The 26947-nt window shown below is 72.3% G+C and carries 24 protein-coding genes; 5 read left to right on the forward strand and 19 right to left on the reverse strand.

The window, feature by feature from the left end; genetic code table 11:
• The 3 genes from I5071_RS17450 to I5071_RS17460 form a co-directional block, all read right to left on the reverse strand.
• The gene (locus I5071_RS17450) at nt 1-1116 is read right to left on the reverse strand and encodes a hypothetical protein (protein WP_236606605.1); all 1116 of its coding nucleotides are present in this window, start codon (nt 1114-1116) and stop codon (nt 1-3) included.
• A gap of 43 nt (nt 1117-1159) precedes the next feature.
• Nucleotides 1160-2161: a DUF2804 domain-containing protein gene (locus tag I5071_RS17455; protein WP_236606606.1), complete on the reverse strand. Its 1002-nt coding sequence runs from the start codon at nt 2159-2161 to the stop codon at nt 1160-1162.
• Nucleotides 2162-2226: 65 nt separating this feature from the next.
• Nucleotides 2227-3375: a PP2C family protein-serine/threonine phosphatase gene (locus tag I5071_RS17460; RefSeq protein ID WP_236606607.1), complete on the reverse strand. Its 1149-nt coding sequence runs from the start codon at nt 3373-3375 to the stop codon at nt 2227-2229.
• A gap of 84 nt (nt 3376-3459) precedes the next feature.
• Here I5071_RS17460 and I5071_RS17465 point away from each other — a divergent pair, with 84 nt between their 5' ends.
• Together I5071_RS17465 and I5071_RS17470 are read left to right on the forward strand one after the other, a co-directional pair.
• Nucleotides 3460-3663: a DNA gyrase inhibitor YacG gene (locus I5071_RS17465; RefSeq protein ID WP_236606608.1), complete on the forward strand. Its 204-nt coding sequence runs from the start codon at nt 3460-3462 to the stop codon at nt 3661-3663.
• A gap of 22 nt (nt 3664-3685) precedes the next feature.
• Nucleotides 3686-4555, forward strand: coding sequence for a hypothetical protein (locus I5071_RS17470; protein WP_236606609.1), 870 nt, complete (start codon nt 3686-3688; stop codon nt 4553-4555).
• Between the two features lies 1 nt (nt 4556).
• On the opposite strand, the gene I5071_RS17475 is transcribed toward I5071_RS17470, so the two are convergent.
• From I5071_RS17475 to I5071_RS17490, 4 genes are read right to left on the reverse strand one after another with little or no spacing between them, the layout of a single operon-like run.
• Nucleotides 4557-5642 carry a tetratricopeptide repeat protein gene (locus I5071_RS17475; protein ID WP_236606610.1) on the reverse strand — a complete coding sequence of 362 codons (1086 nt, stop codon included), beginning with the start codon at nt 5640-5642 and terminating at the stop codon, nt 4557-4559.
• Nucleotides 5639-7057 (reverse strand): protoporphyrinogen oxidase, encoded by a 1419-nt coding sequence (gene hemG / locus I5071_RS17480; RefSeq protein ID WP_236606611.1) that lies wholly within the window; start codon nt 7055-7057, stop codon nt 5639-5641. The genes I5071_RS17475 and hemG overlap by 4 nt, the downstream gene beginning before the upstream one ends.
• Nucleotides 7054-8076 (reverse strand): uroporphyrinogen decarboxylase, encoded by a 1023-nt coding sequence (hemE, locus tag I5071_RS17485; protein WP_236606612.1) that lies wholly within the window; start codon nt 8074-8076, stop codon nt 7054-7056. Before hemE ends, hemG begins: the two co-directional genes overlap by 4 nt.
• Before the next feature lie 37 nt (nt 8077-8113).
• The gene (locus tag I5071_RS17490) at nt 8114-9877 is read right to left on the reverse strand and encodes a protein kinase domain-containing protein (protein ID WP_236606613.1); all 1764 of its coding nucleotides are present in this window, start codon (nt 9875-9877) and stop codon (nt 8114-8116) included.
• 73 nt (nt 9878-9950) lie between these two features.
• On the opposite strand from I5071_RS17490, the gene I5071_RS17495 reads away from it, so the two are divergent.
• Nucleotides 9951-11297: a flavin monoamine oxidase family protein gene (locus I5071_RS17495; RefSeq protein WP_236606614.1), complete on the forward strand. Its 1347-nt coding sequence runs from the start codon at nt 9951-9953 to the stop codon at nt 11295-11297.
• A gap of 3 nt (nt 11298-11300) precedes the next feature.
• On the opposite strand, the gene I5071_RS17500 is transcribed toward I5071_RS17495, so the two are convergent.
• Nucleotides 11301-11792, reverse strand: a complete 492-nt coding sequence (locus tag I5071_RS17500; protein ID WP_236606615.1) for a GNAT family N-acetyltransferase — start codon at nt 11790-11792, stop codon at nt 11301-11303.
• Between the two features lie 75 nt (nt 11793-11867).
• On the opposite strand from I5071_RS17500, the gene I5071_RS17505 reads away from it, so the two are divergent.
• Nucleotides 11868-12779, forward strand: coding sequence for a LysR family transcriptional regulator (locus I5071_RS17505; RefSeq protein WP_236606616.1), 912 nt, complete (start codon nt 11868-11870; stop codon nt 12777-12779).
• Between the two features lie 3 nt (nt 12780-12782).
• Here the strand turns inward: I5071_RS17505 and fabD are convergent, their stop codons facing one another.
• The 5 genes from fabD to I5071_RS17530 all read right to left on the reverse strand — a co-directional run bounded on the left by fabD (nt 12783) and on the right by I5071_RS17530 (nt 18893).
• Nucleotides 12783-13727, reverse strand: a complete 945-nt coding sequence (gene fabD / locus I5071_RS17510; RefSeq protein ID WP_236606617.1) for an ACP S-malonyltransferase — start codon at nt 13725-13727, stop codon at nt 12783-12785.
• A 1-nt stretch (nt 13728) separates the two neighbouring features.
• Nucleotides 13729-14346 carry a hypothetical protein gene (locus I5071_RS17515; protein ID WP_236606618.1) on the reverse strand — a complete coding sequence of 206 codons (618 nt, stop codon included), beginning with the start codon at nt 14344-14346 and terminating at the stop codon, nt 13729-13731.
• A 14-nt stretch (nt 14347-14360) separates the two neighbouring features.
• Nucleotides 14361-14801, reverse strand: coding sequence for a DUF6918 family protein (locus tag I5071_RS17520; RefSeq protein ID WP_236606619.1), 441 nt, complete (start codon nt 14799-14801; stop codon nt 14361-14363).
• A gap of 102 nt (nt 14802-14903) precedes the next feature.
• Nucleotides 14904-16388, reverse strand: coding sequence for a thrombospondin type 3 repeat-containing protein (locus I5071_RS17525; RefSeq protein WP_236606620.1), 1485 nt, complete (start codon nt 16386-16388; stop codon nt 14904-14906).
• Nucleotides 16389-16406: 18 nt separating this feature from the next.
• Nucleotides 16407-18893: an FG-GAP repeat domain-containing protein gene (locus I5071_RS17530; RefSeq protein WP_236606621.1), complete on the reverse strand. Its 2487-nt coding sequence runs from the start codon at nt 18891-18893 to the stop codon at nt 16407-16409.
• Between the two features lie 149 nt (nt 18894-19042).
• Between I5071_RS17530 and I5071_RS17535 the strand changes: the two genes are divergently transcribed.
• Complete coding sequence (locus I5071_RS17535) at nt 19043-20215, forward strand: DNA glycosylase AlkZ-like family protein (RefSeq protein WP_236606622.1); 1173 nt, start codon at nt 19043-19045, stop codon at nt 20213-20215.
• Nucleotides 20216-20300: 85 nt separating this feature from the next.
• Here I5071_RS17535 and I5071_RS17540 read toward each other — a convergent pair whose 3' ends face one another.
• From I5071_RS17540 to I5071_RS17565, 6 genes are all read right to left on the reverse strand, one after another.
• Nucleotides 20301-21152: a class I SAM-dependent methyltransferase gene (locus I5071_RS17540; protein ID WP_236606623.1), complete on the reverse strand. Its 852-nt coding sequence runs from the start codon at nt 21150-21152 to the stop codon at nt 20301-20303.
• 201 nt (nt 21153-21353) lie between these two features.
• Nucleotides 21354-21647 carry a 4a-hydroxytetrahydrobiopterin dehydratase gene (locus tag I5071_RS17545; protein ID WP_236606624.1) on the reverse strand — a complete coding sequence of 98 codons (294 nt, stop codon included), beginning with the start codon at nt 21645-21647 and terminating at the stop codon, nt 21354-21356.
• 47 nt (nt 21648-21694) lie between these two features.
• Nucleotides 21695-23032, reverse strand: a complete 1338-nt coding sequence (locus I5071_RS17550) for a DUF58 domain-containing protein (protein WP_236606625.1) — start codon at nt 23030-23032, stop codon at nt 21695-21697.
• Nucleotides 23029-23988: an AAA family ATPase gene (locus tag I5071_RS17555; RefSeq protein WP_236606626.1), complete on the reverse strand. Its 960-nt coding sequence runs from the start codon at nt 23986-23988 to the stop codon at nt 23029-23031. Before I5071_RS17555 ends, I5071_RS17550 begins: the two co-directional genes overlap by 4 nt.
• An 8-nt stretch (nt 23989-23996) precedes the next feature.
• Nucleotides 23997-25289, reverse strand: a complete 1293-nt coding sequence (locus I5071_RS17560) for a DUF4350 domain-containing protein (protein WP_236606627.1) — start codon at nt 25287-25289, stop codon at nt 23997-23999.
• Complete coding sequence (locus I5071_RS17565; RefSeq protein ID WP_236606628.1) at nt 25286-26941, reverse strand: DUF4129 domain-containing protein; 1656 nt, start codon at nt 26939-26941, stop codon at nt 25286-25288. Before I5071_RS17565 ends, I5071_RS17560 begins: the two co-directional genes overlap by 4 nt.
• Nucleotides 26942-26947: the final 6 nt, after the last annotated feature.

Raw genomic sequence — 26947 nt, forward strand, 5'->3', positions numbered from 1 at the left:
TCAGCCACTGCCCTTCTTCGCGACGCGCTGCGCGGCTGCGGTCTTCACCGCGGCGGAGACTCCTCGGCTCCGCGCCAGCGTGCGCAGGTCGCCGATCTGCAAGTGCGACAGGAACTTCATCGCGATGCCGACCGGCGTCTTCGGGTTGAACACGAGGGCCTTCTTCACCTCGTAGTTGCCCAGCCACTCGCGCTTGTTGCCGATGAAGCGCAGCACTTCCTCGGGCACCTGACGGCTGTTCGCGATGCCCGAGGCCTCGGCCTCGGTGGTCATCGGCGAGGCGATCGCGGCCATCGCGACGATGCGGTTCGAGTCGCGCACGAGGAGCGCGCGCGCCGCGGCGTTGCCGACGAGCGTGAGGCGCAGCTTCTCCTGCAGCGTCATCTGCGCGATGCGCAGCGAGAGCGGGCGGAACTCGTCCTTCACCGCCTCGGTGCCCTCGACCGCGTCCTGATCGATCGCCTCGGCGTCGCGATCCTCGGAGAGCGCCTCGCCGAACATCTGATCGCCGGGGAGCGGCTCGTCGCTCGGCTCGGGCAGGAGCTGGCCCTGGATCGCCTCGACGTGCGCCTGGTACGTGTGGACACCCTCGAGCTCGACGCCGTGACGCGCCGCGAGCTCGACGAGGCGATCGACCGTCGACATGCGCGTGCTGCGGTTCTTGTAGAGCGCCTCGATGATCGCGGGCGCGCCGAGCACGCGCTGCTCGTTGAGCGCGATGCGCTCGCACACCCGCTCGGGGCAGGTGCGCGCGATGCGCGCGACCGTCGCGTCGGCGGTCGCGGCGTTCGCGACGATGCGCTCGAGGCGATCGCTGCTCTCCGCGATGCGATCCGCGAGCGCGTCGAGGAAGGGCGCGGGCATCGGCGCATCGCACGCCGCGTCGAGCACCTCGGGCGGGAGCTTCTCGAGCGTGCCGCGCGCGCTCTCGGCGATCTCGGGCGCGGGATCCGCCGCGAGCTGCAGGAGCAGCATCACGAGGTCGCCGCCCTTGAGCGGGACCAGGCCGCGCGCCGCCATCGTGCGCGCCGGAGTCGGTGCCTGCGGATCGCCGAAGCGCCGCAGCGACTCCGGCAGCTCGTCGCGCGTCAGCGGGAGCGGCTTGACGACATCCATGAGCGCCGAAGGTGTACCACAGGCGTTCGCACGCCCGACGCGCTCACCAGAGGACGTCTTGGTCCTCGACCACGCCGGGCACGTTCTCGATCACGAGCGTGCGATCGCCCGCGCGAACGGCGCCGCGGAACGTGCCCGAGGGCTGCACGAAGCGCGACTTCACGAGGCGCAGATCGAGGTCCTCGCGGTGGATGCCCGAGACCTCGAACGCGAGATCGACCGCGCCGTCCGGCGTGGTGATGCGCCACGCACGATCGTACGCGTCGCGATCGAATTCGAAGCGCCCCTCGGGCAGCGGCGCGAGCGCGCCGTCGATCCACAGCGCGCACTCGGGCTCGCCGACGAAGCCCTGCACCAGGTTGAACGCCACGCGCTCGCCGCTCTGGGCACGGCCCATCGCGAACGCCCAGTTCCACTGGGTGCGGCGCGCGAGCAGGCCGTGGGTGTGATCGTATCCGCCGAGCGCGTCGTCGAGCGAGACGCGACGTCCTGCGATCAGCGCGGCACCACGCACCGCCATCAGCGCGCGCTTCTCGGTGGTGTTCACCACGCCCCGCGGGACCGGCGCGACCGCGGTGAGCGCGGGCGGCGCGCCGCGCTCGTCGAGCGTCGCGTGCACCTCGAGATCGGGCAGCTCGATCGCGACCTCGATGCCGGGCTCTCCGTCGCGCGCACGCACCCGCAGCGAGCCGCGCGGATGCACGAACCGCGCGTCGATGCGCGCGTCCTTCGTGGAGCGCACCCGGCAGAGGCGCGGCACGCCGACGAGCGAGCGATCGACGACCAGACCGCGCCCCGCTTCCCACACGAACGTGAACGCGCTCGCGGCGTACCCGAGGTCGACGATCGCGAACGCGATCATGCGATCGGGCTGGGTGATCGAGCCCCAGAACCAGCGCTTCTCGGTGGCGAGCCGCTCGAAGCGATCGCGCGAGAGCGCGCCGACCTCGGTGCGGCGGAACGCGCCGCGATAGGAGCCGAACGCGGGCGCGCCGGTGCGTGGATCGAGGAGGGTGCTCGGGATGTCGACGAGGGTGCGGGTCACGAGGCGCGCATCATGTCACACGCCGGTCCCGCTGGAGTGCTCGCGAGCCGATCTCGGACACACTCTCAGTCGTCGTCGTCGTCGACCAGCGTGAGCGCCGGCGGCTCGGCGTCCTGGGCGTCTTCGTCGGCGCGCGCGCGCGGCTCACCCTCGGGCTCGGGGCGCGGGAAGCGCTTGCGCGGGCGAGGACGCGGGAGGACCACGTCGTGGAGCGCGTCGAGCATGCCGGGCGGCACGCTCGCGGGGACGATGTGGAGCGCGGGCTCGTCGTCGTCGGGCTCGTTCTCGAGCACGACGATCTCGGGGTCGTGCCAGCTGTCGCCAGGCAACGTCGCGCGCGGCGGCGCACCGCTCGGCGGGCGCGTCGGGTGCGGGCGCGTGGCGTGGCGCTTGGGCACCGCGAGCGCGCCGGGGAGCGCGTCGAAGCGGACCACCGCGATCGCGACGTTGTCGTCGGCGGGCGCGGCCTTCGCGCGCCCGAGCAGCGCCGAGACCTGACCGCGCACGCTGTTCGTGGTGAGCAGCGTCTCCGCGATCTCCTCGTCGGAGAGCACGTCCGTCAGGCCATCGGTGCAGAGCACGAACACGTCGCCGAGCGCGAGGTCGAACGAGCGCACCGAGACGCGCACCGTCTCGCTCATCCCGAGGGCGCGCGTGATCACGTTCTGCGGGAGCTTCGCGGCCTTGTCCTCGTCGATCTCGGGCGAGAGCTCGAGCACGTCCTGCGCGAGCGAGTGATCCTGCGTGAGCAGCTCGAGACGCCCGGCGCGGAGGCGATAGCAGCGCGAGTCGCCGACGTGCGCGACGTGCAGCACCGCGGTCTCGAGGTCGGGCGCGAGCGCGACCATCGTCGTGCCCATGCCGCGGTATCGATCGGCGGAGCGCGCGATCTCGAGCACCTCGCGGCTCGCGCGGTGGATGCCCGCGGAGAGCCGCCGCGCGAGGAGCGGCAGTCCGAGGCGATCGAAGGTCTGGGTGGTGCGCGCGCTCTTCTGGGTGGCCTCGAAGTGACGCGCGAGGCTCGCGAGCGCGATGCTGCTCGCGACGTTGCCCGCGTTCTCTCCGCCGGCACCGTCGGCGACCGCGAACAGCGCGAGATCCGGGCGCAGAAGGAAGCCGTCCTCGTCGTGCTCGCGACCGCCGATGTCCTTGTCGGCCGCAGCCATCACCTCGAGCGCGGGGGCGGGGGACGGCTGGCTCTCCGTCGACGTCATCGACGCGGGAGTCTATCAAAGGCGGGTCGCTCGCCGTGCGAGGATCGCTCGGCAGGGCGTGCTAGGATCGGGTCGCGTTCTTCGATGACCCCGAGCTGTCCCATCTGTCATCGCGCGTTGCCGGCGCCGGACCAGAACCCGACGCACCCGTTCTGCTCCGCGCGCTGCAAGCTCATCGACCTCGGCAACTGGCTCGACGGCGCGTACCGCATCGCCGGACCGAGCGCGTTCGTCGAGAACGACGCTGCGTTTGCCGAGAACGCCGACGGCGAGAACGCGCCCTCGTAGCTTCTTCTGCCAAGGAGTCCGCATGCGCTCGAGCTCGTTCGCTCCGGTCGTGCTCGCGATGGTCCTGCTGCCGAGCCTGGTTCCAGCGAGCGCAGAGGCGCAGGAAGGCGGAGGGACGACGGGCGGAGGCGGGACCACCACGACGGCGCCGACGTCGAGCCCGAGCACGACGCCGCCGGCGCGCACCGAGCACACACGCTCGGAGACGAGCGGCTCGACCGCGACCATCACGCGCGGAGGTGATCCTTCGAGCGCGCCGGTGCGAGAGCGCCGTCCCCCGGCAGAGGAAGAAGAGGTGCCCGTCAACGAAGAGGACGACGGGCGCAAGGCCGACTTCATTTGGCTCGAGGTCGAGGGTGGCGTCTCGTACGTCGATCTGATCGCGTTCCAGCAGGACAACTTCAGCGCGCCCGACGGCACGACGGTCGACGGCTTCGAAGAGGTCACGGGCGTCGGGCCGATGGTCGGCGTCGGGCTCGGCTTCCGCGTGTTCTTCTTCGCGATGGGCGCGCGGGCGACGCTCGCGAGCTATCCGGGGTTCGAGATCGGCACGGTCGGCGGCGAGGTGCAGTTCCGGCTGCCGACGCCGATCATCGAGCCGTGGATCCGCCTCGGCGCGGGCTACGCATGGATGGGCAGCGCGAACTACACGGACGCGCGCGCGAGCCAGACGACGGTGTACGGGTGGATGCTCGACGGCGCGATCGGCCTCGACTTCTTCATCACGTGGTGGCTGACGCTCGGCGTCGGCGCGAGCCTCGACGTGCTGAACATGACGCGGCAGCCGATCAACTCGCTCGAGTGCCCGCCCAACGAGTTCTGCCCGACGCAGGACGGCGACGCGATCGGCGCGCAGGCGCGTGGGTTCGCGCAGCTGGGGCTGCACTTCTAGGTCACCACGCCAGCGGGGCGTCGGGGACGAACGGGCGCGGGATGCGCGCGGTGGTGAGGAGCGCGCGGCGCGCGGTGACGTAGCGCTCGAGATCGGCAGGCGATGCGAGCTCGGGCGCGCGCGCGGTGCGGTGGACGACCGTGCCGACCAGGTCGGGGACGATCGCGCTGGATGACGTGTCGAGGGTCCATGCGAGCGTGCGCACGGAGGCATGGGTCGCGACGTGGGCGAGGAGCGGCTCGAGCTCGCGCGCGTCGCGCACGACGAGCAGGCCTTCGGGGATGCCGGCGCGCGCGGTGACGAGCTCGACGTCGAGGCGTGTCGCGAGCTCCGTCGCGACGGCGCGATCGGTGGTGATGATGCGGCGCGGGCGATCGTCGAGCGCGTCGAGCGAGGCGACGACGCTCGGGGTGAGGATGCGCGCGACGTGATCGGGATCGACGGGCGCGCGCGGAGCGCTCCCGTCGAGCAGCAGCGCACCGTGCTCGACGAAGAGCCAGTCGCGCAGATCGCGTGGCGGTGGCACCGCGTCGGCGCGATCGAGCGCGGCCTCGAGGACCATCGCGAGCGGGTGCGCGTCGTCGTGCTCCGCGAGCTGCGGGACGCACTCGCGCGCGGCGCGATGATCGCCCGCGAGCAGGCTGCTCCACGCGAACTGGAAGAGGGCGCCGGGATCGTCGGCGAGGCACGGGTGCAGCGCGAGCGTCGCGGCGCTCTCCGCGGGACGCGCCGCGCGCGCGAGGAGGATCGCGAGCTCGGAGCGCAGCACCGCGTCGAAGGGCGACATCGCGAGCGCGTCCTCGAGCGTCGTGATCGCCGCGTCGAGCTCGCCCTGGCGCGCGAGCGCGCCCGCGAGATCGAAGAGTCGCTCGGTGTCGGCGGGATCGTCGGCCGCGCGATCGAGGCGCACCGCGAGCTCGATCATCCCGCGCGCACGCGCCGCGCGCGACGCGATGCGGCGCGCGTCGACGCTCTTCGAGCGCAGCGCCGCGTTCCACGCGTCCTCGTGCGCGCCGCGCTCGATCGCCGCGCGCGCCTCTTCGAGCGCGAGATCGCGACGCCCGAAGAGACGACGCCAGAGGCTCACGCGCCGCGCACCGACGCGAGCACGCGCTCCGCCGCGCGCTCACCGCTCGCGATCGCGTCGGGGATGCCGACGCCGCGCATGCCGTTGCCCGCGAGCCCGAGCCGCTCGTGACGCGACGCGCGCGCTTCGATCGCCTCCACGCGCGCGATGTGCCCCACCTGGTAGACCGGCATCGCGCGCGGGTAGCGCATCACCTTGGTGAACGCGGGGCTCGCCTCGATGCCCATCAGCGCGCGGAGCTCGCGGCGTGCGCTGCGCACCAGCGCGTCGTCGTCGCGATCCGCGGCGTCGGGATCGTGCAATCCGCCGACGAAGGCGCGGATCAGCGCCCATCCCGCGGGCGCGCGGTTCGGCCACTTCGTGCTCGCCCACGTCGATGCGAGGATCGAGCGACGCTCCACCGCGGGCACCACGAAGCCGAACGCATCGAGCGGGTGCGGCACCTCGCTCTCGCGCCACGCGAACGTGACCGTCGCGGCCGAGCCGTGGGGGATCGCGTCGAGCCCGTCGGCGAGCGCACCGTCGACCTCGCGCAGCATCGACGCGATGCGGTGCGACGCGACCGCGAGCACCACCGCGTCGCACTCGCGGGCCTCGTCCGACTCGAGCACCACGCGCCACCCTTCCCCGTGGCGCTCGATCGCGCGCACCGGTGAATTCGTGCGGAGCCGCGGACCGATCGCGCGCACCAGCGCGTCGATCATCACCTGCATGCCGCGATCGAAGCCGATGAAGAGCCCGTAGCGCGCACCGCTCGCCGCATCCTGCTTCTTCGTGCTCGTCGCTGCGGCGCGCATCGCGCGGGTCACGCTGCCGCGCTCGCGCTCCATGCGCGTGAAGCGTGGCATCGTCGCCTCGAGCGAGAGCGTCTCGGCGTCGCTGCCGTAGATGCCCGAGATCATCGGCTGCGCGAGCCGCTCGAGCAGCTCGGCGCCGAAGCGACGACGCACGAAGCGCGCGAGGCTCTCCTCGCCCTCTCTCGCGCGCCGGGGCGGCACGACCACCTCGAGCCCGGCGCGCATCTTCGCGCTCGGCGAGACGACCTGCGACGCGAGGAACGCGAACGGATCGACCGGCGCCATCATCGAGAAGCCCTCGGGGATGCGCACGAGGCGTCCTCCCGAGACGACGTACGCGCCGCGCTTCGCGGCGTTCGTGGAGACGACGCGATCCTCGATCCCGAGGCGCTTCACGAGCGAGAGCGCGTGCGGCTTCTCGGTGAGGATCGAGTCGGGCCCGAGCTCGATCACGAACCCGTCGCGCTCCTCGGTGCGCAGCCATCCGCCGGGGCGCGCGCCGCCCTCGAGCACCTCGAGCTCGATCGACGGATCCTGCTCGAGCAGTCGGAACGCGGCCGCGAGGCCGCTGATCCCGGCGCCGACGACGATCACCCGCCGCGCGCCGCGCGCGCTCATCGCGAAGACGCCTCGTGCACGTGATCGACGAGCGCGCGCGCCTGCGCGAGATCGACCTGCGGGACCACACCGTGGCCGAGGTTGAACACGTGACCGGGACGACCACCCGCGGCGCGCAGCACCGCATTCGCCTTCTCGATCATCACCTCGCGCGGCGCGAGCAGCGCGATGGGATCCATGTTGCCCTGGACCGCGACGTCGCCGAGCGCGCGCCACGTCGAGCCCAGCTCGCAGCGCTGATCGAGCCCGATCACGTGACCCCCCGCCTGCTTCATGAGCGGATAGAGCGCGGGGTTGCCGGTGCCGAAGTGGATCGCGGGCACGCGATCCCCGAGCGCGGCGAAGATCGACGCGACGTGGGGCTGCACGTAGCGCGCGTAGTCGTCGGGCCCGAGCGCGCCGACCCACGAGTCGAAGAGCTGGACCGCCTCGGCGCCCGCATCGATCTGCGCGAGGAGGTACGCCGTGATCGCGCTCGAGAGCCGCCGCATCAGCTCGTGCCACGCGCCTTCGTCGGCGTACATGAAGCGCTTGGTCTGCGAGTACTCGCGCGAGCCGCCGCCCTCGATGACGTACGACGCGAGCGTGAACGGCGCGCCCGAGAACCCGATCAGGGGCACGCGCCCCGCGAGCGCCTTCTTGGTGCGGCGCACCGACTCCATCACGTAGCCGAGCGACGCGTTCGCATCGATCGACGGCGACACGCGATCGACGTCCGAGGCGAGTCGCACGGGGCGCTCGATGCGCGGGCCGTCGTCCTTCGTGAACTCGAAGCCGATGCCGAGCGGCTCGAGCACGAGCAGGATGTCGGCGAACACGATCGCCGCGTCGACCCCGAGATCGTCGACCGCGCGGAGCGCGACCTGCGCGCAGAGATCGGGGTCGTGACAGAGCTCGAGGAACGAGACCTTCTCGCGGATCGCGCGGTACGAAGGTTGGTATCTCCCCGCCTGCCGCATGAGCCACACGGGCGTGTAGGGAGTAGGCTTGCCGCGGCACGCATCGAGGAAGACCGACATGGGCCCGGCAGTCTACGCGCGCCGCGCGGCGCGCGCATCAGGCGTCGGGCTCGCCTTCGAGCGCGGTCGCGAGCGCCTCGTAGCGCGCAGCAGCGAACGTCGCGAACGACGACGCGCCCGTGGCTTCGCGCAGGGGATCCGCGGGCGCGAGCTGCGCGTGCTCGAGGCGCGCGATCAGGGAGCGCACCTCGCGCTCGTCGAGATCGACCCGCGCCGCGACGACGTCGGGTGGGATGGGATCGCTGGTCGCGAGCACGACGAGCGAGGGATCGCCCGACGCGCCGTGCGACGCGATGCGCCCGCTGCGATCGAGGTACGCGTACATGCCCGCGACGTCGGCGCTGCCCTCGCGCAGCGCGGCGAGCGCGGCCTTGTACGAGCCGACGAAGCGCTGCTCGAGGAAGGTCTGCTCGGGCTCGATGCCCGCAGCGCGCAGCACCACGCGCGGCATCGTGTAGCCCGCGGCCGACCAGCGATCGACCCACGCGGCGCGCGTCCCCGTGAGCGCGAAGCGCTCGAGCCGCGGCGCGCGCGCGCGATGCCCGACGAGCACGCCCGCGTAGTCGTCGGCGTCCTCGAGCTCCACACACGCGAGGCCGCGCGCGATCTCGTTCTGGTTCGCGCGCGCGAACGCGACCGGAGAGAGCCACGCGAGATCGAGCTCGCCCACGTCGAGCGCCTCGACGAGATCGGCGTGGCTCGCATGACGCAACAACGTGATCTCGATGCCGAGATGCGAGCCCAGCGCGAGCGCGGTCTGCGGCGAGAGGTCGCGCTCCTTGCTGGCGACCAGGCCGAGCCGCAGGCGACCGGCGCGCGCTGCGATCGCCGCGCGGACGCGGGCGCCACGACGCGCGAACATCGTGGGCTCCGCCTCGTCGAAGGGCTCCGGCTCGAGATCGTCGAGCGGCACGTCGATCGAGGGCGCGATCGGCTTCCACGCGCGCAGCGCGCTCTCGATCGCGCTGCGCAGCTCGTCCATCGTCGCCCACCGTCGCTCCCGCTCGCGCAGCAGCGCGCGATCGATCGCAGCCGCGAGTGCCGAGGACGCCGACGGCGCGCGGCTCGCGAGCGGCGGAGGACGTCCCTCGACGATGCGAAACGCGACGTCCGCGACGCGATCACCCTCGAAGGGCAGGCGTCCCGAGAGCGTCTGGTACCAGACCACGCCCATCGACCACACGTCGGTCTGCGGGCCGACCTCCTTGGGCGCGACGAGCTGCTCGGGCGACATGTGGCTCGGCGTGCCGACGACGAGCCCGGTCGCGGTGTAGTCGCCGTCGTCCTGCTCGAACGACTTCGTGAGACCGAAGTCGATCAGCTTCGGCACCAGCTCGTCCGAGCCGCGACCGCGCCACGCGAGGTAGATGTTCGATGGCTTCACGTCGCGATGCACGAGCCCCGCGGCGTGCGCGGCCGAGAGCGCGTCCATCACCGGCACGAGGATCTGCGCGGCGCGCGCGGGCGCGAGCGGGCCTTCGCGCCGCAGGCACGTGATGAGGTCCTCGCCGACGAGGAGCTCCTGGACGAGATAGAGCCAGCCGCGATCGGGATCGCGATCGGCGTCGAGCACCGTGACGACGTTCGGATGCACGAGGCGCGCGGCGTGGCGGGCCTCGCGCAGGAAGCGCGCGGTCGCGGCCTCGTCGTGCTCGGGCGCGGCGAGCAGCTTGATCGCGACGCGGCGCTCGGTCGCCTCGTTCTCGGCCTCGAACACGACGCCGAAGGCGCCTCGCCCGAGCTCCCGCACCACGCGGTACTTGCGCGCGATCCTCGCGCCTCGCTCGAGCCCGAAGTGCATCCGCGCCGTCGAGGATACCAGTCCCGACCGGGCGCTTGCGGACGTCGCGAGCTTGCCTTCTCATTCGCCCCGCATGGCTACCCGAGCACGTGTCCTCGTCATCGGCGCCGGCCTCGCCGGCCTGCGCACCGCCGACCTCCTCGTCCGACGTGGTGAGACCGACGTGCTGGTCCTCGAGGCGCGCGATCGGGTCGGCGGTCGCACACTGTCGCGCCCGCTCGGGAAGGCGACGTTCGATCTCGGCGGGCAGTGGATCGGCCCCTCGCAGCGCCGCGCGCAGGCGCTGGTGCGCGAGCTCGGGATCGCGACGTTCCCGACCTACGACACCGGCGCGAAGGTGCTCGATCTCGCGGGCAAGCTCTCGCGCTACGAGGGCACGATCCCGCGCCTCGATCCGCTCTCGCTGCTCGAGCTGCAGGTCGTGCTCTCGCGCATCGACTCGCGCCGCAAGGCCGTGCGCACCGACGCGCCGCACGAGTCGCCGCGCGCGGCCGAGGACGACTCGCGCACCGTCGCGTCGTGGGCGCGCACCCGCGTCCGATCGCCGCACGTGCGCGCGCTGCTCGAGGCCTCGGCGCGCGTGGTGTTCGGCGCGGAGCTCGGGGAGATCTCGCTGCTCCACTTCCTGTTCTACGCGCAGGCGGCGGGCGGGCTGATGCCGCTCGTCGAGATCCAGGGCGGCGCGCAGGAGACGCGCTTCGTGGGCGGCGCGCAGGAGATCTCGACGCGCATCGCGAGCTCGCTCGGCGACCGGGTGCGGCTCTCGACGCCGGTGCGTCGGATCTCGGTGCGCGGCGGCGAGGTGATGGTCGACGCGGATCGCGGCACCTACCTCGCCGAGCGCGTCGTGGTCGCGGTGCCGCCGGTGCTGGCGCGCACGATCGAATTCGATCCGCTCCTGCCGACGCAGCGCGCGCACCTGTTCGAGCGCGCGTTCCAGGGCAGCACGATCAAGTGCCTCGCGCTCTACGATCGTCCGTTCTGGCGCGAGCGCGGCTTGTCCGGTGAAGCGGTGAGCGATCGTGGGCCGCTGGCGGTGGCGTTCGACAACACCTCGCACGACGGCGCGCAGCCCGCGCTGCTCGGGTTCTCGGTGGGCGCCCTCGCGCGCGAGCACGCGGCGCGGTCGCGCGCCGATCGCCGGCGCGTGGTGCTCGAGCGCTTCGCGCGGTGGTACGGCGAGGAGGCGCTGCGCCCGCTCGAGTACGTGGAGCACGACTGGAGCGAGGAGCCTTGGAGCCGCGGCTGTCCGATCAGCCTCTTCGGCACCGGCGCGCTCAGCGAGAGCGGCGCCGCGCTGCGCACGCCGTGTGGCCCGATCCACTGGGCCGGCACCGAGACCGCGCGCGAGCACCACGGCTTCCTCGAGGGCGCGCTGGAGAGCGCGGAGCGCGTCGTCCACGAGATCGCGGCGCGCTGATCGTCACAGCATCTTCTGCAGGTACACGACGTCGAGCCAGCGATCGTACTTGCGCCCCACCTCGCGCAGGCGCGCGACCTCGACGAAGCCGTGCGCCGCGTGGAGCGCGATGCTCGCGTCCTGATCCGCCGACGCGCCTGCGATGATCGTGTGGTGCCCCAGCGCCCGCGCCCGCTCGATCAAGGTGGAGAGCAGCGCGCGCCCGATGCCCTTCCCGCGCTGATCGTCGCGCACGTAGATCGAGTCCTCGACGGTGCGCGCGTAGCCGCGGCGCGGGTTGTACGTCGAGAGCGATCCCCACGCGACGACCTCGCCCTCCTCTTCGACGACGAGCACGGGGTGCATCGGACCGTGCGCGTCGAGCCACGCGCGGCGCTCGTCGAGCGTCTCCTCCTCGAGCGCGTACGTGCAGGTCGAGGTCCTCACGTAGAAGTTGTAGATGCGCGAGATCGCCGCGGCGTCCGCGGGTGTCGCGTCCCGGATCGTGCGAGTCATGCGCGCACTCTGGCGATGGCGGACGCGATGCGTCCAAGACATCGTTCGCATCGGATCGATACCCGGAGGGTATGGATGGAGCTGCGGCACCTTCGCTACTTCGTGGCCGTCGCGGAAGAAGGGAACGTCGGTCGCGCCGCGCGACGTCTCCACATCACGCAGCCTCCGCTGAGCCGTCAGATCCACGAGCTCGAAGCGGAGATCGGCGCGCCGCTCTTCGAGCGCGTGCCGCGCGGCGTCGTGCTCACCGCGGTGGGCGAGGAGCTGCTGCGCAGCGCGCGCGACGTGCTCGCCTCCGCGGATCGCGCGCTCGATCGCGCGCGTCGCGTCGCGAAGGGCGAGGTCGGTCACCTGCGCGTCGCGTTCGTCGACACCGCGACCTACGACGGGGTGCCGATCGCCATCTACCGTCGCTTCCGGCAGCGCTTCCCGGGCATCGCGCTGGAGCTGCTGCCCTCGACGTCGATGGGTCAGTGGCACGCGCTGCAGGAGAAGCGCGTGGACCTCGGGTTCCTCTATCACCTACCGCCCGCGGATCGCGGCATCGCGTCGCGCGCGATCAGCCGCGACGAGGTGGTGCTCGCGATGCCGAAGGGACACCCGCTGTCGCGCTGTCGCAGCGTCTCGGTGAAGCAGCTCGACGGCGAGCCGATGGTGTGGTTCCCGCGCGCGATCAGCCCGGCGTACCAGGACGCGATCCTCGGTCAGTGCCAGGCGAAGGGCGTGACGATCCGGATCGTGCAGGAGGCGATCACCGACTCGACGGTGCTGAGCCTCGTCGCGGGCGGGATGGGCATGGCGTTCGCGGTGGGCGCGACGCGCCATCGCAAGCCGCCCGCCGTGGTGACGCGCCCGATCCGCGACCTCTCGATGCCGCTCACGGTCTCGGTGGTGTGGCGGCGCGACGACCGCAGCGCGGCGGTGCGCTCGTTCCTGCAGGTCGTCGACGAGGTCGTCTCGAGCACGCGCCGTCGCGCGGCGAAGTGACGCTCAGCCGCGCGCGGTCGCGATCGCTTCGCGCGCCGCGTCGAAGTCGCCGGGCGTCTGCACGCTCACCGACACCGCGCGATCGGTCGTGCGCTTGATCATCCCCGAGAGCGCGCTGCCCACGCCGATCTCGACGAAGAGCGTCACGCCGTCCTCGACCATGCGCAGCACCGACTCGTCCCAGCGCACCGGGCGCGCGACCTGGCGCACCAGCGCGTCGCGCGCGACGTCGCCCTTCGTCACCGGCGCCGCGTCGACGTTCACGTAGACCGGCACGCGCGGATCGACGAACGCGATCGCCGCGAGGTGCGGCGCGAGCTTCTCCTCCGCGGGCTTCATGAGCGACGAGTGGAACGGCGCGCTCACCGGCAGCGGCATCACGCGACCGCCCGCGGCCTTGCACTTCTCGCTCGCGAGCTCGACCGCGCGCGTCTCGCCCGCGATCACGATCTGCCCCGGCGAGTTGTAGTTCACCGGCTGCACGATCCCGTCGATCGAGCGGCAGATCTCCTCGAGCGGAGCGCGCTCCATCTTGAGCACGGCGGCCATCGCGCCCTGCCCGACCGGCACCGCCTCCTGCATGAGCTCGCCGCGGATGCGCACGAGGCGCACCGCATCGTCGAACGCCATCGTGCCCGCCGCGACGTGCGCGCTGTACTCGCCGAGCGAGTGTCCCGCGACCACGTCGGGCGTCTGATCGAACGCGCGCAGCAGCGCGACCGAGCTCGTCAGCACCGCGGGCTGGGTGTTGCGCGTGAGGCGCAGCTGCTCGTCGGGTCCTTCGAAACAGAGCTTCGAGAGCGCTTCGCCGAGCGCGCGATCGGCGGCCTCGAACACACCGCGCGACGCATCGGACGCGTCGAACGCCTCGCGGCCCATGCCGACCTTCTGCGAGCCCTGTCCCGGGAAGACGAACGCCACCTTCCCCTTCTGGATCGACTTGCTCATCTCAACCCTTGAAGTCGTGCTTCTTCAGTCGCTTCAGCACGAAGAAGCTCACCGGGATCCGCACCGGACCGAGCGCGAGGTACGCCTTGCCGAGGAGCAGATCGGGATCGTCGGGATACACCTGCACGATGTAGTCGCGCAGCGGCGGGCCGAAGAGGCCGTTGCCGCCGAGCCCGTAGTCGAGCAGCAGCGCGTTCGGATACCGGGCGTCGCGCGCCTGCGGATCGACGGCGTGCACGCGATAGAAGCCGTGGCGCTTGGGCGCGGCGTCGCTCGGCACGTACTCGTGCGGCGCCTCGTCGCCGTTCTGGCGCACGACGATGTTGTAGCCCTGCACGAACGGCGAAGGCCCGTCGCTGCGCGGCGGACCCTCGTAGAAGCCCTTCGTGAACTTGCGGATGCCGATCAGCTTGGTGAGCCCGAGCGCGTTCGCGCCCGCGAACTCCCAGCCGACGAGATCCTCGAAGCGCGGCGCGGTGCCGCGCATCATCAGCGTCTCGCGCTCGCCCTGGCCGATCTCGCGGAGGATCTCGATCCACGAGTAGCGCTTGCGCGGCTCGATCGCGCCTGTGTTGCGATCCGTGGGGACGATCGCCGCGGAGCCAGTGTCGGTGCTCATGGGCGCGGAGAGTATCAGCCCGCGTGCTTCTCGATCAGCTTGCCGAGGCGCGGAACGGCCGACTCGACGTTCTTCTTCGCGGTGCCGCGCAGGCGATCGTAGGTGGCCTTCACCACGCCGCTCTTGGTGCGCTTGGCCTTCTCGTCGGTGATCGCGAGCAGGCCGTCAGCGACGCGACCCGCGTTCGACGAGAAGTGATCGCTCACCCCGCGCGACTGCGACCTCGCCTCTTGGTAGACGGGATCGAGCGCCTTCGCGAACTCGGGGAGCAGATCGGTGACGACCTGCTTGAGGAACCCCGGGCGGATGCTCTTCACCGCGGCGTAGCCGGCCTTGATGGCCATGCCCGAGATGCCGCCCTTGTCCTCGACCTCCTGGTCGATGAGCACGAGGCAGTCATCGACCACCTGCGCCTTCTTCGCGTCGCTCGTCAGGACCTCGGCCAAGGCTGCCATCGCGATTCGTCCTCCAAGTAGGCGGCCCGAGTGAAACCACGGATCACGCGGTGCGTCCAGCGCGCGCCTGCGCGCGCTCACCGCATCACGACGTCGTGCGCGTCAACGGGCGCGCCCGCGGCGCGGCGGCGCGCCCTCTTCGGGGCATCCGTCGGCGTCCTCGAACCCGTCGCGATCCTCGGCCTGCTCGGGACACTGATCGGACTCGTCGGGCACGCGGTCGTCGTCGAAGTCGGTCTCGGGACAGCCGTCCTCGTCGGCGAGCCCGTCGGTGTCCTCGGCCGCGTCGGGGCACGGGTCGCGCGCGTCGTCGATGCGATCGCGATCGCGATCGTCCTCGGGGCATCCGTCGTTGTCGCGATCGCCGTCGCGATCCTCGGCGGCGCTCGGGCACGAGTCGTAGCCGTCGGCGATTCCGTCGCCGTCGTCGTCGCCGTCGGGGCAGCCGTCGTCGTCCTCGTGATCGTCGCGATCCTCGGCCTCGGTCGGACAGCGATCCTGCTCGTCGGGGATGCCGTCGCGATCGTCGTCGAGATCGGGGCAGCCGTCCTCGTCGGCGCGGCCGTCGCGATCCTCGGCGTCGCTCGGGCACGAGTCGCGATCGTCGGCGAGGCCGTCGTGATCCGCGTCGCCGCGCGGGCGCGGCTCCCACTGCACACCGCCGAGCACGCGGAAGATCGGGACGCCGATCGCGTACGCGATGCCGACGCCTGCGCCGAGCGTGAAGGTGAGATCGCCGACGCGCGCATAGCCCGCGGCGCGCACCTCGGTGGGCGCTTCGTCGTCGAAGACCAGACCGAACGTGGTCTGCATCTGGATCTCCGCCATCGCGCCCCAGACTTCGTCGAAGTCGTACGCAGCGGCGGCGCCCCACGCGAATTCCGACACGCGGCGGCTCTCGAGGATCTGCGCCTCCTCGCGGATCTGCGCGCCGACGTTGAGCGCGACGCGCAGGCGCTCGATGCCGAAGCCGAGCACCACGTGACCACCGCCCGCGACGCTCGGCTCGCCGACGTAGCGGCCCGGCGCGATCGCCTGCGCGACCGGGAACGTGACGTAGCCGACGACGCCGAGACCGAAGTGCGCGCCGCCGCCGAGCTCCTCGTCGAAGATCTTCACCTTCGCGTGGATGCGCGGATCGCCGAGCGTCGTCGCGTTGCCCGAGAGGATGCGGCGCGGCGCGCCGCCCTCGGTCCACTGGTGCCCGTCGCCGAAGGTGTAGGCGATGAACGGGAGGTTGAGCCCGATCTGCACGCGATCGGCGAACGCGATCGCGGCGGTCAGCTGGAGCGTGAACGTGCCCCCGACCACGTCGAGCTCGCGCCCGGTGCACGCGGCCGACGTGCCGGTGAGGCAGTCGTAGTCGTCGAGCGCGAAGGGCAGGTGCGCGTAGTCCGCGAGCAGACCGACGCTGGGCTCCCACTCGCGACCGATCGCGAGCGAGTCGACCCCGAGGAACGTGTCGGGCCCGGGGCTCTGGTAGAAGCGGAACGCCGATGGCTCACCGAGCACCGCTTGCGCGTGTGCGGTCGAGGTCAGCGTGAGGAGCGTGAGCGCGAGGATCGAAGCGAAGGACTGCGAGCGCATCTGTGGGCCGAGGTTAGATCACATGACGCCGTCGCACCGCACGTCGCGGACGATGCTCACGTTGTTGCTCTCGCGGCACTCGCCTGCCTCGCCGGCGGGATCGGCGACGATCCACACGTCGGTCGCGGTGGAGGGCGGCGATGTCCAGGCGCACGAGAGCGGCTCGCACGCGCCGGGGCGCAGATCGCCGGTCGTGACCGCGCTGCAGATCGCGCTGCCGCCTGCGCCGGGATCGCCCGCGTAGAACGTCGCGCTCACGCCCGCGCCGATCGGCGATGCGCCGCGGTTGCAGAGCGTCGCGCGCAGCATCGCGGTGCCGCCGGTCGCGTCGCACAGGCGCGTGTCGCCGCGCGAGGTGAGATCGGGTGCGGCGCCGGGGATCGCGTCGCCCTGCACGTTCGCGCGGAAGTTGTTGAGGCCGTCCTCGCGCCAGTTGAGGCCAACCTCGGAGGTGCGCGGGATCGTTCCGTCGTCGCGCACGTTGGTCACGTGATAGGCGTGCTGGCTCCAGATCATGCGCGAGCGCACCCAGCGATCGCCGCCGTCGCGGAACACGCGGATGCCGCGGGTGCCGATCGGACGCGACGCGCGACACGTGTTGCCGGTGCCGGGCGTGCCCGCGGGAGGCACCTCGCACACGAACGCGGCGGCCGCGCAGCCCGCGCCCACGCAGCACTGATCGTCGCTGGTGCAGCGACAGAAGCCGGCGTCGCACACGCCCGAGACGCAGTCGGCTCCGTCGGCGCAGCGCAGCCCCGCGAAGAGCGGATCGGTGTTGCGCGGGCCGAGCCCGAAGCGGCTGCAGTCGGTGCCGAATTCCGCGGAGCCGCAGTTGAAGTTGTCGCCCATCACGATCTCGGCGTTGAAGTCGCCGTCGACGTCCGCGATGACCGGGTTCTCGTACCAAGTGCACGACGAGCGCGACTGGCTGAAGAGCACGGAGCCGCTCTCGCCGTCGTAGACGCGCACGAAGCACTCGTCGCCGTAGACGACCTCGGCGCGACCATCGCCCTCGAAGTCGAACACGCTCGAGCCCGTGACGTTGCTCGACTGATCCTGCGAGGGCTGCGTCCACAGCACGCCGGTCGTGGTCCCGGATGCGCACTCGCCGCCGGTGCGCGGCGTGGCGCTGCAGTCGGGATCGAACACCGAGTACGCGCTGCCGCCGGCGCTCGCGAACTCGGGGAGGCCGTCGCCGTCGAAGTCCGCGATCGTCGGAGGGCCGCCGCTGCCGCCGCCGGGCAGCGGGATCGGCGGCAGGACGATCGTTCCGTCGAGGGTCTGGATGCGCGCGTTGCCGGCGGTGATCACCGCGACCTCGGGCGCCTCGGCGGGCCACGACGCGCTGCCGGGGAACGCGCCGAAATCCGCGATCGCGACGTGCCCGTGAGGCTGACCTCCGGTGGCCCAGCTCTCCGCGACCCAGGTGCGCGACGTGCGATTCCACGACCACACGCCGTGCCCGCCGACGAGCTCGACGTCGGCGTCGGCGTCGACGTTCGCGACCACGGCGAAGGTTCCCGAGCCGTAGTTCAGGAGCGACGCGCTGCTCTCGTCGATCAGCACGCCGTTCGCGTCGAGCACGATCGCGCCGCGCAGCACCTCGGGGCGGCCGTCGTCGTCGAGATCGTAGATCGACGGGCCCGCCCAGCCGCCGCCGACCGGCTCGTAGGGGCTGCCGTCGGCGCGCGTCGATCGCCACATCACGCGCCACGCGCTCGTGTCCTCGTCGTACGTGAACGCGACGAGCCCGCCGCGCGTCGCCGGCGTGAGCCCGTCGCTCGGCGGCTCGGCCTTGTAGGCGACGATCTCGGCGCGCCCGTCCCCGTCGAGATCACCGAGCGCGACCGGCGCGCTGTGCGCGACGATCTGCAGCGATCCGAGCTCCGCGATCTGCGTGCAGGTCTCGCCGTCGAGGATGCGGATCACGCCGGTCGCGACCTCCGACGATCCGTCGACGCCGTCGTCGAACACCGCGACGATCGACGGGCGATGGGGCTCGTCGGGCCCACGATTGATCGCGAAGTCGACGACCATCGGCGTCGAGAGCACGTGCAGGTGCGTGGGGAACGGATCGCCCGCGGGCGCGGCGGTGAACTCGCACTGCACCGAGGGCGCGAACGTTCCGGCCGCGACGAGGCGCGAGCACGTCGAGTCCGCGACGTAGCCCGACGGGACGCCGTAGGGGACGCAGCGCATGTGCGTGGGCTCGCAGTAGCTGTCGGCGCCGCACTCCTCGGACGATGCGCAGGGGCCGAGATCGGGCGCGCACACGCTCGCGACGCAGAGCTCGCCGTCGTCGCACGCGGGCGAGCACGATCCGGTCGCGCCGTCGTCGTGCGAGGCGTCGAGCACGCTCGTGGTGGTGCACATCCCGTCGATGCAGCGCTGGCCCGCGCGACAGTCGTTGGTCGAGTCACACGCACCGATCGGCGTCGAGCCGCATTCGCATCCGGCGAGCGAGAGGACGCAGGCGAAGAGGACGAAGCACCCACTGCGAGACATCGCGCGCGGCAACGCAAGACGGGTGCCTCGCGTCGCTCGTGCGCGCAGCCGCGATCCGAGCGTGTGCGAACGCGTTTGCGCGGTCCGAATCGGCCTACCGATCCGGCCTGCGGTCCCCAGCGCCGGTGACGCTAGACTCCACCGCCTCGATGACGACGACCACGCTCTCTCGCGAGGAAGCACGCGCGTTCCTCGTCTCGCAGCTCGGGCTCGCGCGTCCTCGTCGCGAGCGCGGCGGGCGAGGTGTGCGCGCGATGCTCGACGCGCTCCGCTGCGTGCAGCTCGATCCGCTCGATCCGATGGGCACCAACGCCGACCTCGTCGCGCTCGCGCGCGTCGACGGCATCGCGAAGGGCGATCTCTTCGCGCACACGCTGCCGGGACACGCGTTCGAGCACTTCGCGAAGGAGCGCTGTCTGCTGCCGGCGCGCGCGTTCCCTCACTATCGCGATCAGGCCGCGGAGACGCCGTGGTGGAGGCTCGGTGATCGGCTGCGTCGGCTCCCCGCGGGCGTGATCGACGCGGTGCGCGAAGAGGTCGCGGCACGCGGTCCGATCGCCGCAGGTGAGCTCGAAGATCGAGGGCGCGTCGAGCCGATCGACTGGAGCGGCTGGAAGGGCACCGGACGTGCGGCGTCGATGGCGATCGAGGTGCTCTGGACGCGCTGCGAGATCGTCGTCGCGGGGCGCACCGCGCGCGCGAAGCTGTGGGACGTGCCGCGGCGCGCGCTGCCCGATCAGCACGACGTCGACGTCGCGGGGCACGGCTTCGCGGCGTGGGCGCTGCGCGAGCGCGTCGAGGCCGCGGGCCTGCTCTCGCGCGCGGGCGGCGCGATGTGGTCGATGCTGCGCGACGCACGCACCGACGGAACGATCGAGCAGCTGTTCGACGAGGGCGCGATCGAGGAGGTCGCGATCGACGGAGCGCGTAGGAGCTACCTCGCGCCGGCCGGCTTCCGCGAGCGTCGCGTGATCGCGCCCGACGATCGGATGCGCATCCTCGGCCCGCTCGATCCCGTGCTCTGGGATCGCGACCTCGTGCGTCACGCGTTCGACTTCGACTACGTGTGGGAGGTCTACAAGCCCGCGAGCGAGCGGCGCTTCGGCTGGTACGTCGTGCCGCTGCTGCACCGCGGGCGCTTCGTCGGACGCCTCGAGGGGCACGTGGACGGAGCCACGCTCGTCATCGATCGCGTGTGGCGCGAGGACGGGATCGCGCTCGACGAGGACGCGCTCGACGCCGCGCTGGAGCGACACGCGACCGCGTGTGGATGCGATCGTGTCGTGCGCCGGCCCGGCGCACGTCGTCGCGCCGCGCGCTGAGCGCTTGCAGGAGTGCTCGTCCCGCCGGGCCCGGACGGACGGTAGGGACCGGCGGGCGAGCCGATCGTCGACAGCCCTCGAGCCTTCAGGGCTTCACGAAGATGCGGCTGGTGCTCGGCCGCCCGACCAGACACCCGAGCTCCGTGCGCACGACGTCGCGCAGCCGCGTCGTCGCGTGCGCGCGCACCAGCCGCGTGGGCTCGAGCCCGACGGTGCGCGCCATGCGCTCGAGGGTCTCCGGAGTGAACCCGTTGATGTGCTCGAGCGGGTGCACCCAGCGCATGTGCTCGAACGTCCGCGGCGGACCGTCGATCCCGCGCGTGTCGGGTGTCTCGATGAGGATGACGCCGCCCGGGCGGAGCGCCGCGACGAGCGAGAGCAGCACGCGCCGCGGCTCGACGAGGTGCTCGAGCACTTCGCTCATCAGGATGGCGTCGACGCTCCCGCCGACGTCGGCGAGCGCTTCCCCGAGCGTCGGGTGCACCGCGCCACCGCCGTCGCTGGCGCGCGTGCTGCGGGTCAGGCTGGGATCGACGCCGACCGCGCGGAGCCCGAGCGCCGCCGCGATGCGGAGCGCACGTCCGTCGCCACATCCGAAGTCGAGCAGCTTCATCTCGTTCGAGCCGCCCGCGAGCGCGTGCATCGCGAGCAGGTCCTTCACGATGTGGCGACCGACCGAGAACGGCTCGCGGCGCTCGGGCGGAACGTGCTCGGCCTCGAAGCGCTCGATCTGGCGCGCGTCGATCCACGTCCCGTAGAGCAGCGCCAGACCGTTCCGATCGAGCACGCGCGCGTGGTAGCGCAGCGCGCACTGGAGGCAGCGCACGAGCTCGAAGTGCTCTTCGGCGAGCACCGCGACTGGATCGCCCGCGTAGTGATGCGCGGCCAGGAACGCGCGGATCTCGGGGTCGACGAAGCGCCCCTTCCAGAGCGTCATGCGCCGCTCGCCGTCGCAGAGTGGACAGCGCCGGCGCTCCTCCATCGCGCACGTGACGGGGTCCAGGCTCTGCCCAATCGGATCCCAGGCTCGTTCGATCTGGATGATCTCGGCCCCCATGAGCACGACGATGAGCGCCCAGATCGCGCGGAAAAGCCTCGAATTCCGGGTGATGCACCGCGCCCCGTGGCGGCCGGGCGGTCACACCCAGGAGAAGGACTCGATCACTCGCGCGAGCTCGACGTCGGCGCGCGTGACGCGATTGCCCGCGTCATGCGTCCGCAGCACGAGCTCCACGGTGGCGTACACGTTGTGGATCTCGGCGTGGTGATCGCGCTGCTCGGCCTCGTACGAGAGGCGCACCAGGAAGCTCATCGCCTCGCGGTGATTCTGGAAGCGGAAGGTCTTCCGCAGCGCGTCGCCTTCGTGCGTCCAGCCCGGGAGGTCTCGGAGCGCGCTCGTGATCTCGTCTGCCTGGAGCGGTGTGCGTGCCATGCGACGAACATGCACGAGCGCCGCACCACGCGCGAGCGTCAGCGCTCTCAGAGCACGCTGCGCGCCTTGAGCTCGAGGTAGCGTCCGACCGCAGCGACCCCGAGCTCTCCGGGCGGTGCCTCGACAACCCCGATGCCCGCGTGCCGCAGGTGGGCCTTCATCGCGGCGCGCTCGGCGACGAGATCGGCGGCGGCCGCGCGCACGTACGCGTCGTGATCGCGCGCGGCGGGCGCGGACGCGAGCTCGTCGGCGACGGGATCGCGCATCGTCACGCAGAGCGGCAGGTGCTTGCGGCGCAGCACGGCAGCGTGGGTGGCGAGCGGCATCGCGTGGGCCTCGTCGAGCAGATCACCGAGCAGCACGACGAGCGCGCGCCGGGGCACGCGGGCTCGCACGAAGTCGACGAGCCGGCGCACGTCGACGTGCGTGAGCTCGGCCTCCACCGCGAACACCGCCTCGAGCAAGCGGCGGTACTGCGTCGCGCCGCGCCCCGGCGGGACGAACACCCGCACGTCACTGGCGAACACGACCAGCCCCACGCGATCGCCCTGCCGCAGCGCGACGTACGCGAGGAGCAGCGCCGCATGGATCGCGTGATCGAGCTTCGTGCTGCCGTCTCCGGCGCGGCTCGCCATCATGCGGCCGGCGTCGATCGCGAGGAGCACCTGCTGGCTGCGCTCCTGCTGCAGCACCCGCGTGACCGGGCGATGGCGCTTCGCGGTCGACTTCCAGTCGAGATCGCGGAACGGATCGCCGTGCACGTACTCGCGCAGCTGCTCGAACTCGCCGCCTCCGCCGAGCACGCGCACGCTGCGCATGCCGGGTGCGACCAAGCGCGAGACGCGCATCGCGAGCTCGCGGCGGCGGGTCCCGAGCACGTTGGGATAGACCCGCGTCTCCTCGGCGGCGGGGACGCTCGCGATCGCGGCGCCGAGGCCGAGGCCGCCCTCGATGCGCACGTGCAGATCGCCGAAGCGCGCGACGCCGCGGGCGGGAGGCACGACGTGGTAGACGAGCTCGCGCCGAGCGTGCGCGGGGATCTCCGCGACGAGCTCGTCGGGATCGGCGCGCCAGCCGTCGGGCAGATCGTCGCGCACCGTCACGCGGATCGCGTGCTCGCTCGCGTTGTGCAGGCGGATCGCGACGCGATTGCGCGCCCCGAGCACGAGCCGCGGATCGTGGTGTCGCTCGGCGTGGGGCGCGCGTGCGGCCAGACGGCGCGCGTCGATCGCGGCGCCGATCACCAGCGCCGCATCGAAGGCGAGCGATCCGACGAACCCGAGCGTGCCCCCACCGAGCGCGAGCGGAATCGCTGCGAGCGCCGCGGGCGCGAGCCGCGCGCCGGGCGCCCATCGCGTCGCCTTTGCGCGCTCGTCGTCGCTCAACGCGGGACCTCGACCGTCGACGCGACGCGCTCGATCACCTCGCTCGCGGAGAGCCCGTCGAGCTCCACCTCGGGCGCGAGCACGAGCCGATGTCCGATCACCGGACGCAGCGCGCGCCGCACGTCGTCGGGTGTGACGAATCGGCGCCCTTCGAGCGCGGCGTACCATCGCGACGCCACGAGCAGGTGCACGCCCGCGCGCGGCCCCGCGCCGAGCAGGATCGCCGGCGTGTTGCGAGTCGCGCGGACGAGATCGCGCACGTAGCCGCGCACGCGATCCTCGATCAGCACCTGGTGCCCGAGCTCGCGCACCGCGGCGATGCGCTCGCGCGTCGCGACGCGATCGATCCCCGACGCCCCCACGTCGACCGAGCCCACACCGACGCTCGCGTGCGCGAGGATGCGGTCCTCGTCGTCGGCGCTCGGATAGCCGACGACGATCTTGAGCAGGAAACGATCGAGCTGCGCCTCGGGCAGCGGATACGTGCCCTCCTGCTCCACCGGGTTCTGCGTCGCGAACACGGTGAAGTCCGCGCCGAGCGCGTGGCGCTGGCCGTCGAGCGAGACCTGCCGTTCCTGCATCGCCTCGAGCAGCGCGCTCTGCGTCTTCGCGGGCGCGCGGTTGATCTCGTCGGCGAGCAGCAGCTCCGTGAAGATCGGACCCTTGGTGAGCTGGAAGCGGCCGCGCTCGAAGTCGAACACGTTCGTGCCGAGGATGTCGCTCGGCATCAGATCGGGCGTGAACTGGATGCGCCCGAACCCGAGCCCCATCGTCGCGGCGAGCGCGCGCACCATCAGCGTCTTCGCCGTCCCGGGCACACCCTCGAGCAGCACGTGCCCCTGCGCGAGCAGCGCGACGAGCATGCCCTCGATCGCCTCGTCCTGCCCGACGACCACCTTGCGCACCTCGCGCGCGACGTCGCGCTTGAGGCTCGCGAGCTCCTCGACGTGATCCATGCCGTCCCCTACACCCGTTCGCGCGTCGCGCGCGCGACCTCCGCGTCGATCTCGCGGGTGCGACGCGCGAGATCGATCGTGCCTCCGTGCTTCGACATGATGCGACGCACCGCGTCCGCCGCGTCGTGACGCTTCCTGCGCGCGAGCTCGCCTTCGAGACGCTCGTGCGGGACTCCCTCGAGCCGATGATGCGCGGCGATGCGCGTGAGCGCGTGACGTGCGATCAGCGCGAGCGCGCCCGACGCATCCTCGGACTTCGCGAAGAGATTCCCCACTGCGCCCACCAGGCTCGCAGTCGTCGCGGGCGAGGGCTCGACGTCGCGCCGCGTGCCGCCGAAGCGCGCGCTCGCGCGCCACAGGAAGAAGAGCACCACGACGAGCAGCTGCAGCGCGAGCGGCATCATGCCGATCTCCGCGACCCAGCGCATGAACGAGCGCGGTGCGCCGACGCCGAGGTGGTACTCGTCGAAGTACACCGGGCCCTCGTGTGACGCGAGAAGGCGCGCGAAGAGCGCCGCGCCGCCCGTGCTCGCGAGATCGCGGTTCTGCAGCGCGCTCGCCGACGCGAGCGCGATCACGGTGCCCCGCCCGCGCGAGAGCGCGACGCCGGCGATGCGCTCCTCGATGCGCAGCAGCACGGTCGCGCTCGCAGGATCGTCGACGTGCACCGACGCCGCGCGGCGCAGCCCGACGGACGGCATCCCGAGCAGCGATCCACCGACCGCACGCGCCGAGACGATCGGCGGAGGTGCGTCCTCCGGTGCGAGCTCGTCCGCCGCGCGCCCCGGATCGCGCGCGATGCGACCGGTCACGTCGCGCACCTCTTCGTCGTCCTCGTCTTCGCTCGCGCGCTCCCACGCGCGCACGATCATCCCGAACGCTCCGGTGCGTCCGAGACACGCTTCGCCCGAGGGGCCGCTCAGCGCGACCCCGAGCTCGCGCGGCAAGTAGTCGTTCGCGCCCGCGACGACGAGCGTCCCGCCGGCCTCGATCCAGCGCACGAGCCGCTCGCGCTCCGGCCGCGACACAGCGCGCGCACCGAAGTGATCGCAGCCCCCGAGCGCGACCAACATCCCTCCGTCGGGCAGCGCGCCGAGATCTTCCGACCATCGACGCACCGGCACGCCGCGCTCGTGCGCGAACAGATAGAGCCCGCGCGCGCCATCGGGCCCCGCGCCGTGCGTCGAGTACGAGAGCGCCCAGCGCCCGCGGTCCGCGACGCGCGCGCACACGAGCCCGCTCGCGCCGAGGCCGATCACGATCGCGAGCGCGACCCCGATGCGACGCAGCGCGACGCTCACGCCGGCCCTCCGCGCGCCTGCGCGACGATGCGCTCGGCGAGCTCGCGACACGCGCGATAGTCGTGCTCGCTGGCGGGCTCGCGCCCGTACCACGTGCGATCGAAGCGTCGCGTGAAGTCGCGGAAGTCCACGCGCGCATCGCCCTCCGGCATCTGCCGCAGGTACTGTCCGTTCGTGAGCGTCTTCTCGAAGCGGATGAGACGGCGCCGATCGAGCGCGACGAGCGTCGCGAGATAGAGCGCGCGCAGAGCCTCGCGATGGCGGCCCTCGGCCGCGAGCCGCGCCGCGTCGTCGACCCACTCGTCGGGCGCACGCTCGCGCGGATCGGCGATCGCGTCGGGCGCGCCCCGCGGCTCGTCGATCACGCGCGGGGCGCGTCGCAGCGGACGCGTCACGTGCAGCAGGACCGCGACGAGGAGCAGCACGACGATCGCCATCGCGAGGAACACGAGCGGTCCGGGCAGCGGGATCTCGGGCGCGCGCGGCGCGGCGGGCGCTTCGATCGGATCGCGATGCCGGAACAGCCACTCGAGGAGGCGCTCGATCAGCTCGCGCACGCCGCGCCCGCGCGCGTCGCCGTGCTCCTGGAACTCGGGGCGCGCGAGGATCGCCTCGGCGTCCTGGCGCGCCCGCACGTCGGCCTCGCTCTCCGGCACGATCTCGGGCTCGGGATCGACCTGCGCCGGCGGTGCGAACCCCGGCGGCAAAGGCGGCGGCGGGAGCGGCTGGGCATCGACCCGCGCTGCGCCGAGCGCGATCACGATCACGATCCCCGCCGCGATGCGCGCGCGACCGGGACGCGAGCGCGCGATCGCGTCGTCGATGGCGATCCGCAGATCGAGCCCCTCTTCGCGCACCCGTGCCTCGACCCACGTCAGCGCGGAGAGCGCGGCGCGCAGCGGCTCGATCGCGACGAGCACGATCATCGCGACCACCACGAGCACGAACGTGTTGCGCACGGAGAGGAACGCATCGAGCGTCGCCACGTCGAGCCCGAGGAACGAGCGCGCGAGCAGCATCCCGACCGCGATCGTCGCGAGCGCGTTCACGTAGAGCCCGAGCGCGCCGACGAGCACGAGCAGCTCCGCGATCATCCCCGCGAAGCGCTGCCCGCTCGAGTCCCCGATCGCTCTGCGCAGCGCCGCGAGCCCGGCCTCCGCACCGCACGCGCTGCGCGCGATCCACGACGGCGCGAGCGCACCACGCACCGCGAAGAGCGGGAGCACCAGCACCACGCCGAGCGGCCCCGCGAGCGCGCCGATCGCGAGCACCCAGCCGCCGATCCAGAGCCCGATCGCAGCCCACCCCGCAGTGCGCGCCACGTCTCGCGCGCGCCCCGCACCGGGTGGGATCGGCGCGTCCGCCCAGAGCCGGCTCACGTGTGCTCGCGCGACGCGCCCGAGCAGCACCGCGCGCGCCCACCACGCGAGCGCCGCCGCCAGCACGAGCACCGGCCGCAATGCGCGCACGCCCTCGACTGCCTCGAGATACCACGACGCGATCACCATCAGCGCGACGCCCGCGCCTCCAACCCACGCACGCAGCGCGAGCGTGAGGCCGCCCGCACGCGCGAGCGCGAACGCGCGATCGAGCCGATCGATCGCACCAGCGGGCGAGAGGTCGCGGCGCCAGCTCGTCTCGCGTTGCGACATGTGGCT

Source organism: Sandaracinus amylolyticus, from assembly GCF_021631985.1.
In the GTDB taxonomy this organism is placed as follows: domain Bacteria; phylum Myxococcota_A; class Polyangia; order Polyangiales; family Sandaracinaceae; genus Sandaracinus; species Sandaracinus amylolyticus_A.